Annotated in this window: 12 protein-coding genes; 2 read left to right on the top strand and 10 right to left on the bottom strand. The window is 71.8% G+C overall.

Annotated elements, in window-relative coordinates:
- Positions 1-87 precede the first annotated feature (87 nt).
- The gene (locus ACFC0Z_RS17785; protein WP_376438404.1) at positions 88-1,206 is read left to right on the top strand and encodes a M48 family metallopeptidase; all 1,119 of its coding nucleotides are present in this window, start codon (positions 88-90) and stop codon (positions 1,204-1,206) included.
- Here the strand turns inward: ACFC0Z_RS17785 and ACFC0Z_RS17780 are convergent.
- From ACFC0Z_RS17780 to ACFC0Z_RS17750, 7 genes are all read right to left on the bottom strand, one after another.
- Positions 1,191-2,273, bottom strand: a complete 1,083-nt coding sequence (locus tag ACFC0Z_RS17780; RefSeq protein ID WP_376438401.1) for a hypothetical protein — start codon at positions 2,271-2,273, stop codon at positions 1,191-1,193. The genes ACFC0Z_RS17785 and ACFC0Z_RS17780 overlap by 16 nt on opposite strands.
- 70 nt (positions 2,274-2,343) lie before the next feature.
- Complete coding sequence (locus ACFC0Z_RS17775; RefSeq protein WP_376438399.1) at positions 2,344-2,907, bottom strand: hypothetical protein; 564 nt, start codon at positions 2,905-2,907, stop codon at positions 2,344-2,346.
- A 107-nt stretch (positions 2,908-3,014) separates the two neighbouring features.
- Positions 3,015-4,298 (bottom strand): glutamate-5-semialdehyde dehydrogenase, encoded by a 1,284-nt coding sequence (locus ACFC0Z_RS17770; RefSeq protein ID WP_376438396.1) that lies wholly within the window; start codon positions 4,296-4,298, stop codon positions 3,015-3,017.
- Positions 4,299-4,434: 136 nt separating this feature from the next.
- Positions 4,435-4,953 carry a hypothetical protein gene (locus tag ACFC0Z_RS17765; protein WP_376438393.1) on the bottom strand — a complete coding sequence of 173 codons (519 nt, stop codon included), beginning with the start codon at positions 4,951-4,953 and terminating at the stop codon, positions 4,435-4,437.
- 139 nt (positions 4,954-5,092) lie between these two features.
- Positions 5,093-6,196, bottom strand: a complete 1,104-nt coding sequence (gene proB / locus ACFC0Z_RS17760; RefSeq protein ID WP_376439137.1) for a glutamate 5-kinase — start codon at positions 6,194-6,196, stop codon at positions 5,093-5,095.
- Between the two features lie 116 nt (positions 6,197-6,312).
- On the bottom strand, positions 6,313-6,798 hold the full coding sequence (locus ACFC0Z_RS17755) for a GtrA family protein (RefSeq protein ID WP_376438391.1): 486 nt from the start codon (positions 6,796-6,798) through the stop codon (positions 6,313-6,315).
- A complete protein-coding gene (locus ACFC0Z_RS17750) occupies positions 6,798-7,778 on the bottom strand; it encodes a glycosyltransferase family 2 protein (protein WP_376438388.1) in 981 nt (326 codons plus the stop codon). The genes ACFC0Z_RS17755 and ACFC0Z_RS17750 overlap by 1 nt, the downstream gene beginning before the upstream one ends.
- 176 nt (positions 7,779-7,954) lie before the next feature.
- Between ACFC0Z_RS17750 and ACFC0Z_RS17745 the strand changes: the two genes are divergently transcribed.
- The gene (locus ACFC0Z_RS17745; RefSeq protein WP_376438386.1) at positions 7,955-9,529 is read left to right on the top strand and encodes a DUF6056 family protein; all 1,575 of its coding nucleotides are present in this window, start codon (positions 7,955-7,957) and stop codon (positions 9,527-9,529) included.
- Positions 9,530-9,600: 71 nt separating this feature from the next.
- Here the strand turns inward: ACFC0Z_RS17745 and galE are convergent, their stop codons facing one another.
- The 3 genes from galE to ACFC0Z_RS17730 form a co-directional block, all read right to left on the bottom strand.
- Positions 9,601-10,584 (bottom strand): UDP-glucose 4-epimerase GalE, encoded by a 984-nt coding sequence (gene galE / locus ACFC0Z_RS17740; RefSeq protein ID WP_376438383.1) that lies wholly within the window; start codon positions 10,582-10,584, stop codon positions 9,601-9,603.
- A gap of 170 nt (positions 10,585-10,754) precedes the next feature.
- A complete protein-coding gene (locus ACFC0Z_RS17735) occupies positions 10,755-11,939 on the bottom strand; it encodes a glycosyltransferase (RefSeq protein WP_376438381.1) in 1,185 nt (394 codons plus the stop codon).
- A complete protein-coding gene (locus ACFC0Z_RS17730) occupies positions 11,923-14,715 on the bottom strand; it encodes a CDP-glycerol glycerophosphotransferase family protein (protein ID WP_376438378.1) in 2,793 nt (930 codons plus the stop codon). The genes ACFC0Z_RS17735 and ACFC0Z_RS17730 overlap by 17 nt, the downstream gene beginning before the upstream one ends.
- Positions 14,716-14,786: the final 71 nt, after the last annotated feature.

Here is a 14,786-nt window from a genome sequence, read left to right as displayed (position 1 = left end):
CAGGACCCCCGGCACACGGTAGCGCCACCGCCTAGTGTGGTGGGCGTCAGGGGGACGAGCACCGTCTCGTACGAAAAGGGGGCATCCATGACCGAGAACCACCAGGGGAACGTGCCGAGCAGGCAGCGCAAGCGGTTCCCCGGCATCTCCTCGCGGGCCTACGAGCACCCGGCCGACCGCTCGGCTCTGGTGGCGCTGCGCAAGCTCAGCGGCTTCGACACGGCCTTCAAGGCCCTGAGCGGTCTCCTCCCCGAGCGCAGCCTCAGACTGCTCTACCTCTCGGACTCCGTCCGGGTGAGCGACGCGCAGTTCAGCGGGCTCAACGACATGCTGAGGGACGCGTGTTACATCCTGGACCTGGAGAAGGTCCCGGCGATGTACGTGCAGCAGGACCCGAAGCCCAACGCGATGTGCATCGGCATGGACGAGCCGATCATCGTCGTCACCACGGGCCTGGTGGAGCTCCTCGACGAGGAGGAGATGCGGGCGGTCGTCGGCCACGAGGTGGGGCACGCGCTCTCCGGCCACTCCGTGTACCGCACGATCCTCCTGTTCCTCACCAACCTGGCGCTCAAGGTGGCCTGGATCCCGCTGGGGACGGTGACGATCACGGCCATCGTGACGGGGCTGCGCGAGTGGTTCCGGAAGTCGGAGCTCTCGGCCGACCGGGCGGGTCTCCTCGTCGGGCAGGACGTGCAGGCATCGATGCGCGGACTGATGAAGCTCGCCGGCGGCAACCACCTCCACGAGATGAACGTGGACGCGTTCCTCGCCCAGGCCGACGAGTACGAGAAGGCCGGTGACCTGCGGGACTCGGTGCTGAAGATCCTGAACGTGCTGCCGCGCTCGCACCCCTTCGCCACCGTCCGGGCCGCCGAGCTGAAGAAGTGGTCGGAGAGCCGTGACCACCAGCGGATCATGGACGGGCACTACCCGCGGCGCTCCGAGGACAAGGACACCTCGGTCACGGACGCCTTCCGCGAGTCCGCGGGGCACTACGCCGAGACCGTGCGGACCAGCAAGGATCCGCTGCTGAAGCTGGTCGGGGACATAGCCGGCGGCGCCGGTGACCTCGCCGGCGACCTGGGCGGACGGCTGCGCAACCGCTTCGGCGGGGGCCAGGGCGGCGGCGGGTCCAAGGGCGAGGGCGACGACCGGAGCGACAACCGGGGCGAGGGCCGGGGCGAGGGTCAGAGCGAGGGCTGAGCGCTCGGGGCCAGTGCCCCGCAGAGGGCCGAGGCGGCGGGCCTGCTCGTGGCGTACGGGTCGGTGACCGCCGGTCCGCCCGCCTCCGGGGCCCGCGCGCCCGCCAGGAGGGGCTTCAGGACGCCCTCGGAGCCCGCGTCGCAGGCCTGCGGCCCGACCTCCGCCGTGCTGGTCAGCAGCTCGGCCCGGTGCATGCGCAGGTCCTCGTGGTCGAAGCGGAAGTGGACCACGCGGTGGACGGTGAAGAGCGACGCGGCGGCGACCGGGCCCGCGTCGCCGCTCGCCGGGCGCAGCGCGTAGGTGTACGTGTGGTCGGCGGTGACGTCCAGCGTGTCCGGGCCGGACTCGGCGAAGCGGAGGGTGCCCTGCACGCGGGCGGCCGGGTCGGCGAGCTCGGTCCGGCGCGGGTCGAAGCGGAGGAGCCAGCCGGCGAGGGCGTGCTGTCCGTCGTCGGCCGGTGCCTCGACGCTCCGGTCGAACTGCTCGTACTGGTCCGGGTCGATCAGCAGTCGTACGGGGCGCACGGTCGCCCCGGAGAGGATGTCGGGTTCCAGGGAGGAGGCGACGAGGTATTCCTTGGCGATGGTGAGGCCGGCGACGACCTGGCTCTCCGCGAAGTGCGGGGTACGGGCGGCGACGGGCAGGTTGATGCCGGCGGCGCCCGTGCGGTACTCGGCGGCCGGGCTGTGGGCGAAGAGCTGCTCCGGCTGTCCGCCCGGTACGGCGCCCGGCGGGGCGAGCGGGACGACGGTGGTCCGCAGGGGTTCGGCCCGCTGGTCGACCGGGGGCAGGTACGGGTTGCGGACACCCAGGTAGATGGCGGTGCCGAAGGCGACGAGGATCAGGAGGACGAGCAGGACGGCCTGGCGGGAACCGGTTCTTCCGCCTTCCCAGGTGCCGCGGGACCGGACGGCCCTGGCGTGCTCCCCCATCCGTTCCTGGGCGGAGAACTCCTGGAGGCGGGCAGCGCGGACGAACGCCTCGTCGAAGACGACGGCTCGGTACTCGTCCTCACCGCCGGGGAGCCCCTCGGGAGTCCCCTCAGGCGGGTCGCCACGCCCTGCCATACCTTCAGGGTAGGTCTGCGGAGGGCTCGGTAAACGCCCGCGCACACGGCAGTTCGGAAGAGTTCCGCCGTCAGGGTGTGCGGGGGACGGCGGAGACCGGTGACGGCGTGTACGCCGCGGGCGGGGCCGGCTTCGGGTCGGGGGTGTCGACGCCCGTGGTGGTGGGCGTGGGGAGCCTGTCCTGGCGGTTGGCGACGGCGCCCCGGTAGACGGCGCTGAAGGCCAGGGCGACCATGCCGACGCCCATGGCGAGGGCCAGGACCCAGGCGACGGGGCGGTGCCAGCGGGCGCGGCCCCGGTAAGGGCGCAGGGCACCGCCGTGGCGGCCGTAGGGGCTGTCGTCGTCGCCGATGTCGTCGGGCTCGTAGGTGAGGCCGGCCGGGTCGTGGCCGTCCGCGTACGGGTCGTCGTCGGCGGATCCTCCGCCGGCGCGGGCCCGGGCGGCCTCGGCCTCGGCACGGGCCTGGGCGGCGGCGAGGAGTCGCTCGACCGCGGTCGGCTCGTGGACCGTGGCGGCCTGGACGAAGGCCTCGTCGAAGACCACGGTGGCGTGGTCCTCGGCGGCGCCTCCGCGGTCGACAGAGTCCTCGGGGTCGCCGTCCTGGAACGGCCTGCCCCCCACGTCGTCCGGCACGGTTTCAGAGTAGACCCGGGAGGTGGTTTTGGGCAGGGAGCGTGCGAAGTCTCCCCGCCCGTACCGATCTCCCCGCCCGTACCGAAAGGAGAAGGTTGGTGAGGGGATTATCGAACGTGACCGTCGCCGGTGACGATGTACTTGGTCGAGGTCAGCTCCGGAAGGCCCATGGGGCCACGGGCGTGGAGCTTCTGGGTGGAGATGCCGATCTCGGCGCCGAATCCGAACTGACCGCCGTCGGTGAAGCGGGTGGAGGCGTTCACGGCCACCGTGGTGGAGTCGACCAGCTGGGTGAAGCGGCGCGCCGCGGCCTGGGAGGTGGTCACGATGGCCTCGGTGTGGCCGGAGGACCACATGCGGATGTGCTCCACGGCCTTGTCGAGGGAGTCGACGACGGCGGCGGCGATGTCGTACGAGAGGTACTCGGTCTCCCAGTCCTCGGGCGTGGCCGGGACGACCGTGGCCTTGGAGGACGAGGCGGCGGCGAGGACCCGCTCGTCGGCGTGGACGGTGACGCCGGCCTCGGCGAGGGCGTCGAGCGCGCGGGGCAGGAAGGCCTCGGCGATGTCCTGGTGGACGAGGAGCGTCTCGGCGGCGTTGCAGACGCTGGGCCGCTGGGCCTTGGAGTTGATCAGGATGTCCACGGCCATGTCGAGGTCGGCCTGGGCGTCGACGTAGACGTGGCAGTTGCCGGTGCCGGTCTCGATGACCGGGACGGTGGACTCCTCGACGACGGTGCGGATCAGGGAGGCGCCGCCGCGCGGGATGAGGACGTCGACGAGGCCGCGGGCGCGCATCAGCTCGCGGACGGACTCGCGGGACTCGCCGGGGACGAGCTGGATGGCGTCGGCGGGCAGGCCCGCGCCGCCCACGGCGTCGCGCAGGACCTTCACGAGGGCGGTGTTGGAGGCGTACGCGGAGGAGGAGCCGCGGAGGAGGACGGCGTTGCCGGACTTGAGGCAGAGGGCGGCGGCGTCGACGGTGACGTTGGGGCGGGCCTCGTAGATGATGCCGACGACGCCGAGCGGGACGCGGACCTGGCGGAGGTCGATGCCGTTGGGCAGGGTCGAGCCGCGGACGACCTCGCCGACGGGGTCGGGCAGCGCGGCGACGTGCCGGACGTCGGCGGCGATGGCCCGGACGCGCTCCGGGGTGAGGGTGAGCCGGTCGATGATGCCCTCGCCGGTCCCCGCCTCGCGGGCCTTCGCGATGTCCTCGGCGTTGGCCTCGACGATCTCGGCGGTCCGGACTTCGAGGGCGTCCGCGATCGCGAGAAGGGCGTCGTCCTTGGCCGCTCGCGGGAGTGGCGCGATTTCGGCGGCGGCGCCACGGGCCCGGTAGGCGGCCCGGGTGACCGGGGACAGGTTGTCGAGGGGCGTGAGCGAGGTCATGCCCGCAGGGTACTGGCAGCCCTGCGGACATCCCTCCCTTATCCCGCACTCCGAGACACTCGTCCACGGCACCATCCACGGCACTCTCCACGACACCACCCATGGCACTGTCCGCGCCCGTGGGCGCGGACGGTTCTCAGTAGGGGTGGACGCCGACCGGGGCGGCCGGGGGCGGGCCGTAGCCCTCCGCGATGCGCTGGTGGTAGGTCTCGCGGTCGATGACTTCGAGGCCGACGATCTCCCAGGGCGGCAGCTTGGCGGTCTGCCGGTGTTCGCCCCACAGGCGCAGGGCGACGGCGGCCGCGTCGTGCAGGTCCCGGGCCTCCTCCCAGTACCGGATCTCGGCGTGGTCGTTGGCGTACCGGCTGGTCAGCAGGAAGGGGTGGTCGTGGGCCAGCTGTTCGAGCCCGCGCCGCACCTCCTTCAGCGGTGACTCCACCCCGGACACGCTGAGGGTGATGTGCCAGAGCTTGGAGACGGGCCGCTCCTCGGCGCGCGTCTCCCGTGGGTCGGTGGTGGTCTCGGTCTCCGTGCCCGTGGATGGTGCGGACGTGGACCCGGACCGTGCCTCGTCGAAGTCGGCTCCGGCCTCGACACTGGTCAGGGCACGTTCGGCGGTCCCGCGGGGCGGTGCCCCTGGGCGCGCTCGTCTCACCGGCGGCCTCCTGTGTGATGCGTGTGGTGCTGTACCCCGCCCTTGCTCTTAACCCCCGAGACAAAGTTGACCAGTCCGAGGCAGCGGATGGGGCGGTTTTGGTAAACGTCCCTACCGGATGGCCTGACTTTCAGCCGTTTCAGCGGATGACCACCAGGTCGTCGCGGTGGACGACCTCGCGTTCGTACTCGGGGCCCAGCTCGCGGGCGAGCTCGGGGGTGGAGCGGCCGAGGAGCTGCGGGATCTCCTTGGCGTCGAAGTGGACGAGCCCGCGGGCGACGGCCCGGCCCGCGGTGTCGCGGAGCTCGACGGGGTCACCGGCCGCGAAGTCGCCCTCGACGCCCGCGATACCGGCCGCGAGCAGCGACTTCTTGCCCTCGACGACCGCTCGTACGGCTCCGTCGTCGAGGGTCAGGGAGCCCTGCGGGGTGGAGGCGTGGGCGAGCCAGAGGAGCCGGTCGGCGGAGCGGCGGCCGGTGGGGTGGAAGTACGTGCCGGTGTCCCGGCCCGCGAGGGCGTCGGCGGCGCGGCTCGCGGAGGTGAGGACGACGGGGGTGCCGGCGGCGGCGGCGATCCGGGCGGCCTCGACCTTGGTGACCATGCCGCCGGTGCCGACGCCCGCCTTGCCGGCGGAGCCGATCTCGACGTGGGCGATGTCCTGGGGACCGGCGACCTCGGCGATCCGGGTGGTGCCGGGCTTGGACGGGTCCCCGTCGTAGAGGCCGTCGACGTCGGAGAGCAGGACGAGGAGGTCGGCGCGGACGAGGTGGGCGACGAGGGCGGCGAGCCGGTCGTTGTCGCCGAAGCGGATCTCGTCCGTGGCGACGGTGTCGTTCTCGTTGACGACCGGCAGCGCGCCCATGGCGAGGAGCTGGTCGAGCGTCCGGTAGGCGTTGCGGTAGTGGGCGCGGCGGCTGGTGTCGTCCGTGGTGAGGAGGACCTGTCCGACGCGGACGCCGTAGCGGGCGAAGGAGGCGGTGTAGCGGGCGACGAGGAGGCCCTGTCCGACGCTGGCGGCGGCCTGCTGCCGGGCGAGGTCCTTGGGCCGGCGGGTGAGGCCGAGGGGCGCGAGACCCGCGGCGATGGCGCCGGAGGAGACGAGGACGATCTCCTTCTCGCCGCCGCTGCGGACCTTGGAGAGGACGTCCACGAGGGCGTCGACGCGGTCGGCGTCGAGGCCGCCGGAGGCGGTGGTCAGGGAGGAGGAGCCGACCTTGACGACGATCCTGCGGGCCTCCGTCACGTACGGCCGTGCCACGTCCGTCTGCCTTGCCACGTTCGTCCGTCCCGTCACCTGCGTCGCCACTTGCGTCGTCCTCACTCGGCCCGGCTCGGCCTTGCCCGATCCTGCCGGGCAATCTACGCGAGCCGGGAGGGCTGACGCTCGTCCGTTTCGCTCCCTGGACCCGAGGAGGCGTCCTCCCCGCGGGCGCCTCGGGGCACCAGGATGCGCCGGGAGATCAGGTAGGTGAACGGGATCGCGACGACGGCCGCGACGAGTGGCGCGATCCTGTCGTCCATTCCGGCCCAGGTGACGAGCGCGTAGAGGCCGACGCTCTGGACGAGGTAGTTGGTGACGTTGGTGAGGGGGAAGAGCGCGAACTTCTTCCAGGTGGGGCGGGTGCGGTAGGTGAAGTACGTGTTGAGGAAGAAGGAGCCGACCATGCTGAGGAGGAAGGCGAGGGAGTACGCGGCGAAGTACGGCATCCAGGGGTGGAGCAGCAGGTAGCAGCCGAAGAAGGTGCCGGTGTTGACGCCGCCGACGAGTGCGAAGCGGAGTATCTGCGCGAGCTGCGCGCGGCGGCCCCGGCCCGTCGTCCTCTCCGGTTCCGTTTCCGGTGCCATCAGCGTTCCCGGTCCGCGGCCGCCACGCGTACGCGCTCCGCCGCCGTGCGCCCGAAGGAGCGGTGGGTCTCCTTCACGAGGAAGTGCGGCCGTCGCTTGGTCTCGTAGTAGATCCGGCCGATGTACTCGCCGATCAGCCCGAGCATCACCATCTGCACGCCGCCGAGTCCGACGATGATCGCGACGAGGGTGACGTAGCCGGGCGCGGTGACGCCCTGGGTGAAGGCGGCGACGGTCACCCACCCGGCGTACAGGACCGCGAGGCCGCTGAGGGTCATCCCGAGCCAGAGGGCGATGCGCAGGGGGCGGTTGTTGAAGGAGATCAGCCCGTCCATGCCGTAGTTGAGCAGGGAGCTGAACTTCCACTTCGTCTCGCCGCCCTCACGCGCGGCGTTCTGGTAGTCGAAGCTGACGGTGTCGAAGCCGATCCAGGAGAAGAGCCCCTTGGAGAAGCGGTTGTACTCGGGCAGCGAGAGCAGGGCGTCGACGGCGGGGCGCGAGAGCAGCCGGAAGTCCCCGACGCCGTCGACGAGTTCGACGTCGACCCAGCGGTTGACGGCCCGGTAGTAGACGCGGCTGAGCGTCGAGCGGAGCTTCTTGTCGCCTTCCCTGGAGCGGCGCGCGATCACCTGGTCGTGGCCCTGCTGGTGCAGGTCGAGCATGCGCGCGAGGAGCTCGGGCGGGTGCTGGAGGTCGGCGTCCATGATCACCACGGCGTCGCCGGTGGACTTGCGCAGGCCGGCCAGCATGGCGGCCTCCTTGCCGAAGTTACGGCTGAAGGAGACGTACTGGGTACGGTGCGGGTGCCGCGCGGCGATCTCGCGCAACTTGGTCAGCGTCCCGTCGGAGCTGCCGTCGTCGACGTAACAGATCTCGTACCCCACCGGGAGTCCGTCGAGGACCTGTCGCATGCGGGCATCGAACCGTTCGACGACGTCCTCCTCGTTGAAGCAGGGGACGACGACGGAAAGCCTGGTCATGAAACGGTCACTCCAGAGGGATGGGCCGAGGTACGTCCTGAGGGACCGCCGCGCTCTGCTGCGAGCAGCGCGGCCACGGTACGGAACGGCGGTGACCGGCCGGAGTCGCCCGAGTGACCACCCCTGGTCGGCATGTCGTCCACGCGGCAAAGCATGCGCAGAAGATAGTGACATATGTGGCATTTTCACCCCTATCGTCACCCATAGAGACCATTCCGGAGCGCGACACGGACATCGACGGCCGCCCCGGCCACCGGCGTGGGCTCCCACGGGCGCTGGCCGGCGTCGGGCTGCTCGTCTCGGCCGGCGCCGGGGCGCTCCTGGCGGTCGGCGGCTTCCTCGGGCTCTACCTCCGCCCCACCTCGGACGACTGGTGTGCGCTGTGGAAGGCCCGGGACATGGGCGTCCTCGGGATCACCGAGGACTTCTACCTCACCCAGAACGGCCGGGTCACCAACGCCTTCCTGACCGGCCTGATCTACGCCGACGACATGCGCGGCCCGAAGCTGCTGCCCGCCCTCCTCGTCGCCGCCCTCGTCGGCGGACTCCTCCTCCTCGGCCGCGCGGCCGTGCGCGCCACGCGGCTCCACCCGTCGCCGCCGACCGTGCTGCTCCTGGCCCCGGCCGCGCTCCTGCCGGCGCTGCTGTTCTTCGCGGGCACCCGCTCGTACCAGGCCCTGCTCTGGGCGCCCGCCACCATCTCGCACACGCTGCCGAGCGTGATCGGCCTCTGGGCCGTGCTCGGCGCGGTCCGGGCCGCGCGCCGGGACGGCCCCCGGTGGTCGAGGAGCGTGGCGGTGGCGGCGGCGCTCCTGACCGGGGTGGCGCTCGGCATGCTCAGCGAGCCGTACGCCGTCGTCGCCGGCCTCTTCGCGGCGACCGCAGGAATCCTGTGCCTGCCCCGGCTGGGCTGGGCCCGCGACCGGTACGTGTCGACCTGGTGCGCGGCGGCCTGCCTCGGGCTCCTCGCCGGCCTCGTCCTCCTGTCCACCTCGCCGGGCGCGCGGTGGCGGCGGGCGCAGCACCCCTCGGAGCCGCTGTCACTCGCGGAGATCGGGGCGACCCTGCACGACTGGTGGCGGCTGTGGCAGACGGTCGGCGGCCAGTGGGCGTACGCGGGAGCCGTCGCCGTCGGTGTCCTCCTGGGCCTCGCACTGGCCTCCGCGCGTCGGGAGGAGCCGAAGGGGCCGAAGCACCAAAAGGAACGGTTCGCCGCCCTCCCCCCTCGCCCGCTCCTCCGCGTCGCCGTGCTCCTGCCCCTCCCCCTGGTCGCCCTCGCGAGCCTGGCCGTCGTCCACGGACTGCGCAGCGGATACGGGGACGTGGGCTGGACCTACGCCCGCGTCTGGACCAGCTTCCTCCTCCCCCTCCTGCTCGCCCTGTGCGCGTACGGGGCATGGGGAGGCCACTGGCTGGGGCGCCGCGTCCTGGCCTCGGCCCCCGGCGGCGGGCGCCCGGCCGCCCGCGTCGCGGCCCTGGTCGCGGCGGGCGCGCTCGCCGTCGGCAGCGCGACGGCGCTGGTGCGGCCGGTGTACGACCTGACCACCACGACGGTGGTCCGCAGCGTCGCCTGGGACCGGCAGAACGCCAGGATCCGGGCGGAGGTCGAGGCCGGCGCGCGGGACGTCGTCTACCGCCCGTACCTCATCGGCAAGCTCACCGAGCCCCTCTTCGCCTCCTCCTACGAGCGGGACTGGGCGGCGCGGTGCGCGGCGACGTACTACGGGGTGGACAGGATCCACCGGCCCTGACGACGACAGGAGGGGTGCCCCCGGTCCGGGGGCACCCCTCCTGTCACGCCTTCAGTCAGACGGTCGCGCGGTCAGACGGTCGCGCGGTTCGCCTCCCAGCCCTCCCAGGCGGAGCTGATCATCGAGCGGACGTCGTGCTTGGCCTTCCAGCCGAGCTCCGACTCGATGCGCTCGGCCGAGGCGACCACGCGGGCCGGGTCGCCCGGGCGGCGCGGCGTGACGACCGGCTCGACGCTGTGGCCGGTGACCTCGTTGATGAGGTTGACCATCTCGCGCACGGAGACGCCCTCGCCGCGGCCGATGTTCAGCGCGAGCGTCGCCGTCTCGCCCTGGTCGGCGGCCTTGGCCAGCGCGCGGGCGGCAGCCACGTGGGCGTCCGCGATGTCGGCGACGTGGATGTAGTCGCGGATGCAGGTGCCGTCCGGCGTCGGGTAGTCGTCGCCGAAGATGCGCGGGGACTCGCCGGCGTCGAGCCGCTCGAAGACCATCGGCACGAGGTTGAACACGCCGGTGTCGGCGAGCTCGGGGGCCGCCGCGCCCGCCACGTTGAAGTAGCGCAGGGAGGCGGTGGACAGGCCGTGGGCGTGGCCGGTCGCGCGGGCCATCCACTCGCCGACGAGCTTGGTCTCGCCGTACGGGCTGAGCGGGGCGCACTCGGTGTCCTCGGTGACGAGGTCCACGTCGGGCATGCCGTACACCGAGGCGGAGGAGGAGAAGAGGAAGCTCTTCACGCCCGCGGCGACCGCCGCGTCGAGGATGACCCGGAGGCCCGTCACGTTCTCGTGGTAGTAGTACAGCGGCTTCTCGACGGACTCGCCGACCTGCTTCTTGCCCGCGAGGTGGACGATGCCGGTGATGCCGTGCTCCTTGAGCACCCGGTCGAGGAACTCGCGGTCGAGGACCGTGCCCTGCTCCAGGACGATGCCCGCGGGGACGCGCGCCGGGTTGCCCGTGCTGAGGTCGTCGACCACGACGACGCGCTCGCCGCCCTCGGTCATGGCCTTGACGACATGGGAACCGATGTAACCGGCGCCGCCGGTGATGAGCCAGGTCATTGGGCCAGTGTAGCCATGCCGCCGAAGCCCCTCCGGGGGCTGCGAGCCAGGTCACACGCACGAGGACCCCGCCCGAACAATCGTCCGAGCGGGGCCCTCGCGTACGGGATCTCGCGTACGGGTTCCCGCGTACGGGTTCCCGCGTACGGGTTCCCGCGTACGGGGAACTCCTAGCGGTCGATCTCCTCGAACGCCGCCTCCCACTGGTCGAGGACGTGCGGCAGCGCGAGGTGCGCGACGTGCTCGCGGCCCGCCGCGCCGTACCGGCGCCGCATCGCCGCGTCGTCCATGAGTTCGCCGAACGCCGCGGCGAGCCCCGGCACGTCGGCCGACGGCACGAGCGTGCCGGTGACACCGTCCGCGACGAGCTCGCGGACACCGCCGGAGACGTCGAAGCTCACGCACGGCACACCGCAGGCCGCGGCCTCGGCCAGCGCCATCGGCCGGCCCTCGCGCTCACTGCTGATCGCGACGATGGACAGCTCGCGGTAGGCGGCCGCCATGTCCTCGGCCGTGCCCCGGAAGACGACCTGCTCGGCGACGCCGAGGTCGGCGGCCTTCCTCCGCAGCTCCTCCTCCAGCGGACCGTCGCCGAAGAGGTGCAGCTCCCACCCCGAACGGCCCCGGTGGGCCTGGGCGAAGGCCTCGATCATGCGGTCGTACCGCTTGATCGGGTCCAGCCGGCCGACGGCGCCGATCCTGCGCGTGTCGAGCGGGGCCGTCTCGTCCGGGTAGAACGGCAGCGGGTTCGGCATGACCCGCACGTTCGGCACGCGCTGGTTCACGAACTCGACCGCGTCGCCCTCGGAGAGGACGAGCGTCTGCTCCAGCTCCGGGTAGTGACGGCGGATCATCTTCAGGTTGACGCCGCGCTTCGCCTGCGCGAAGGACTCGTGGTACTGCCCGATGCCCTTCAGGTGGCGCCACTTCAGGGGCATGATCCAGTCGACCGCCCACGGGGAGCCGAAGACGATGTAGCCGTCCTCGACCTCCGCCAGCTTGCGCTCCATCTCCGCGCGCGCCTGGTCCCGGACGGCACGCGCCCGCCGCACGTCGGCACGGCGCGCCAGGCTCAGCCGCTCGCCGACCGTACGGGCCGGCGGCTTGGGGGCCGGGGCCAGGGGGTAGAGCGTCGAGTGCCGGTACGAGGGTGTCGCGTTGTACGGGAAGGGCTCGGGGCTCGTGCGGATCCCGATCAGCTCGACGCGGTGGCCGCGCTCGCCCATGCCCTGGGCGAGGGTGTGCAGCACGCGCTGGGAGCCACCCATCGAGTCCACGTCGATGCCGACGAAGAACACGTTCTTGCGGGCGGCGGAGGCCTCGGACGGCACGGAAAGCTCAGAAAGCTCGGTCATCGGCTCCGCCTTCGAAAAAAGCGTCGACCACCATCTTGCTGGCGTGGCCGGTCTCGTACGAACAGAACATCTCCTGGAAGCGCTCGTACCGCTGCGCGTGCCGCTCCCGTACGCCCTCCAGGTCCCGCACCGCCGCGGCGAGGTCCTCGGTGGTCGTCAGCATCGGCCCGGGAGCGATGTCCTCCAGGTCGTAGTACGTGCCGCGGTCGCCGCCCCGGTAGGCCTCGTAGTCGTCCGTGTAGAGCAGGATCGGACGGCCCGTGTTGGCGTAGTCGAACATCAGCGACGAGTAGTCCGTGAGGACCGCGTCCGAGGCCAGCATCAGGTCGTTGATGTCGGCGAACGCGGAGCCGTCGCGCAGGAAGTGCCCGAGCTCGGGGGCGATCGTGAAGCGGTCGTACGGGTGGGTGCGCACGACGACGACCCACTCGTCCCGCAGGTGCGGGGCGAGCTCGGCCAGGTCCACGCGCACCGACTGCCCGGTGCGGCGGGCCGCGTCGCGGAAGGTCGGGGCGTAGAGCAGGACCTTCTTGTCGGCCGGGATCTTCAGCGACTCGCGGACGGCGGCGGCCCTGGCCTGCTGCTCGGGCTCGGCCCAGCGGACGAGCACGTCGTTGCGCGGGTAGCCGGAGCGGATCAGGTCGGCCGAGACCTCGAAGGCGGGGACGAAGGTCCGCTCGAACTCGGCGCTCGGGCAGACGAGCGCGTCCCAGCGGCCCACGGCGGCGCGGAACCGCTCCTTCTCGATGTCGGACGCGCCGCGCAGCGAGGGCACGTCGAAGCCCATCGCCTTGAAGGTCTGGCCGTGCCAGGTCTGGAGGTACCGGGTGCCCTTCGGCTTCCGGTACAGGTACGGCAGGTTGTGCGAGTCGACCCAGTACGAGGCCCGGGCCAGCGCCCGCCCGTACGCGAAGCTGCCGCGCCGGACGAGGGTGACGTCCTTCGGGAAGGACGAGCGGTCGCCGGAGTACGACCAGACGACGTCGATCGGCAGGTTGCGGCGCTTCAGCTCCTCGTAGATGTAACGAGGGCTGTCCGCGTAGCCGCGGCCCTCCATCGCCTCGAAGACGGCGAGGCTGCGCTTGCGCGGCAGCTTCGACACGGCGTCGTAGGCGGTGGCCTTGCCCTCGTTGCCGACGAGGATCTTCTTGACCTTGCCGACCTTCTCCTTGGTCTTGCGGGCGTAGGGGCCGAGCGGTTCGAGGGACTTGAGCACGCCGGAGCGCTGCCAGTTCACCTCGAGGCGGCCGGCGCCCTTCTGCTCCGCCTGGACGCGCAGGTGGTGGATGCCGAACTTGTGGTACCTGACGGTGATCCGGAAGTCCTGCTGGGCATGGTCGGCGAGCAGGATGTCCGTACGCCGTTCGCCGTCGCACTCCAGGGTGATGACGGGGTGGCGGCGGCTCGTGACGCCGGCCTTGCCGACCGGGACCTTGGAGAGGTCCAGCTCGGCGTGGGAGACGTACTGCCCCTCGCCGTCCGGCCGGAGGGTCACCGGGACCTTGAGCGGCTTCTTGTAGGCGGCCAGTATGACCGCCGCCGCGGTGTCCTCGGTGATGAGACCGACGGGGTCGTACGTACGGATCTCCAGGCGCAGCACCGGGCCGAGCACCGACACCGAGGTCAGCTCGTGCCGCAGGCGGCCGGTGCCGAGGGCGTGGTCGCGCATGTGCCAGTCGCTGATGTCCAGCTCGGCGCGGTCGGCGTCGTCGGCCGGGGCGAGCGCGCCCCAGTAGTCGACCCCGTCGACGCGGGTCACGGCGCGCGGGGCGAGCTGCGGACGGCCGAGCTGGCGGGCGGCCAGGGCGGCCTCCTCCAGCCGGCCGGTGCGCAGCAGGTGGATGCAGACGCGCTCCTCGCGGGAGAGGCGCGCGTAGGTCTCGTCGGCGATCTCGTCCAGGTACGGGGTGACGACCCCGGCGAACTCCGCGATCCACTCGGCGTCGCGGAACGGCAGGTCGCCGAGGTAGAGCCGGAAGTCGTGGCGGAGGAACTTGTGGTCCTTCTCCGCGCGCAGCCCGCCGCGGCCGTTCTCGTCGAACCAGGTGTCGATGAGGCGGGCGACGCCGATGCGGTCCGCCACGTTCTGGATCTTGTGGCGGCTGGAGGAGATGGAGACGCTCTCCGGCGCGAGGCGCCAGGTGTAGACCGACCACGGGACGACGGCGAAGGACTCCGCGAGCGAGAAGGCCTGCGCGGAGAACAGCTGGTCCTCGTAGTGGATGCCCTCGGGGAAGGTAAGGGCGTTCTCCCGGATGAAGGCGGTCCGGTAGAGCTTGTTCGTCGACAGGTGGTCGAAGAAGTACTCGGGGGCCTCGGCGATGCCGTGGACGACCTTCTTCTCGGTGAAGAGGTGCGGGTACCAGAGGCCGGTGGTGTTCGAGGCCTCGAAGAGGCGGGTCACCTCGCCGGTGACGAAGTCGACGCCGGTCTCCTCGGCGACGAGCAGCAGGCTCTTGCAGGCGTGCCGGGGCAGCTCGTCGTCGCTGTCGAGGAACATGACGTACGGCGCTCGGGCGACGGCGATGCCGCGGTTGCGGGGGGCGCTGCAGCCGCCGCTGTTCTCCTCCAGGCGTACGTAGCGCACGCGCGGGTCCTCGGCCTCCAGGGCGCGCGCGACGCGCTCGGTACCGTCGGTCGAGCAGTCGTCCGCGATGATCACTTCGAGGTTGTTCAGGGTCTGGTCGAGTACCGACCTGACCGCTCGCGGGAGCCGCTCCTCGTCGTTGTAGACGATGACGACGACACTCACATCGGGGATGTCGTGAATCGGCATCCAGGTCCTCTCAGAAGTGCGGGCGGCAGGGGTCCGGGCACACGTTCCGCCCGACGGTGGCGCGCTGCCTT

The organism is Streptomyces sp. NPDC056144, assembly GCF_042264145.1.
In the GTDB taxonomy this organism is placed as follows: domain Bacteria; phylum Actinomycetota; class Actinomycetes; order Streptomycetales; family Streptomycetaceae; genus Streptomyces.
The sequence above is the reverse complement of the archived record's forward strand: the minus strand, read 5'-3'. Positions and strand labels throughout refer to the sequence as shown.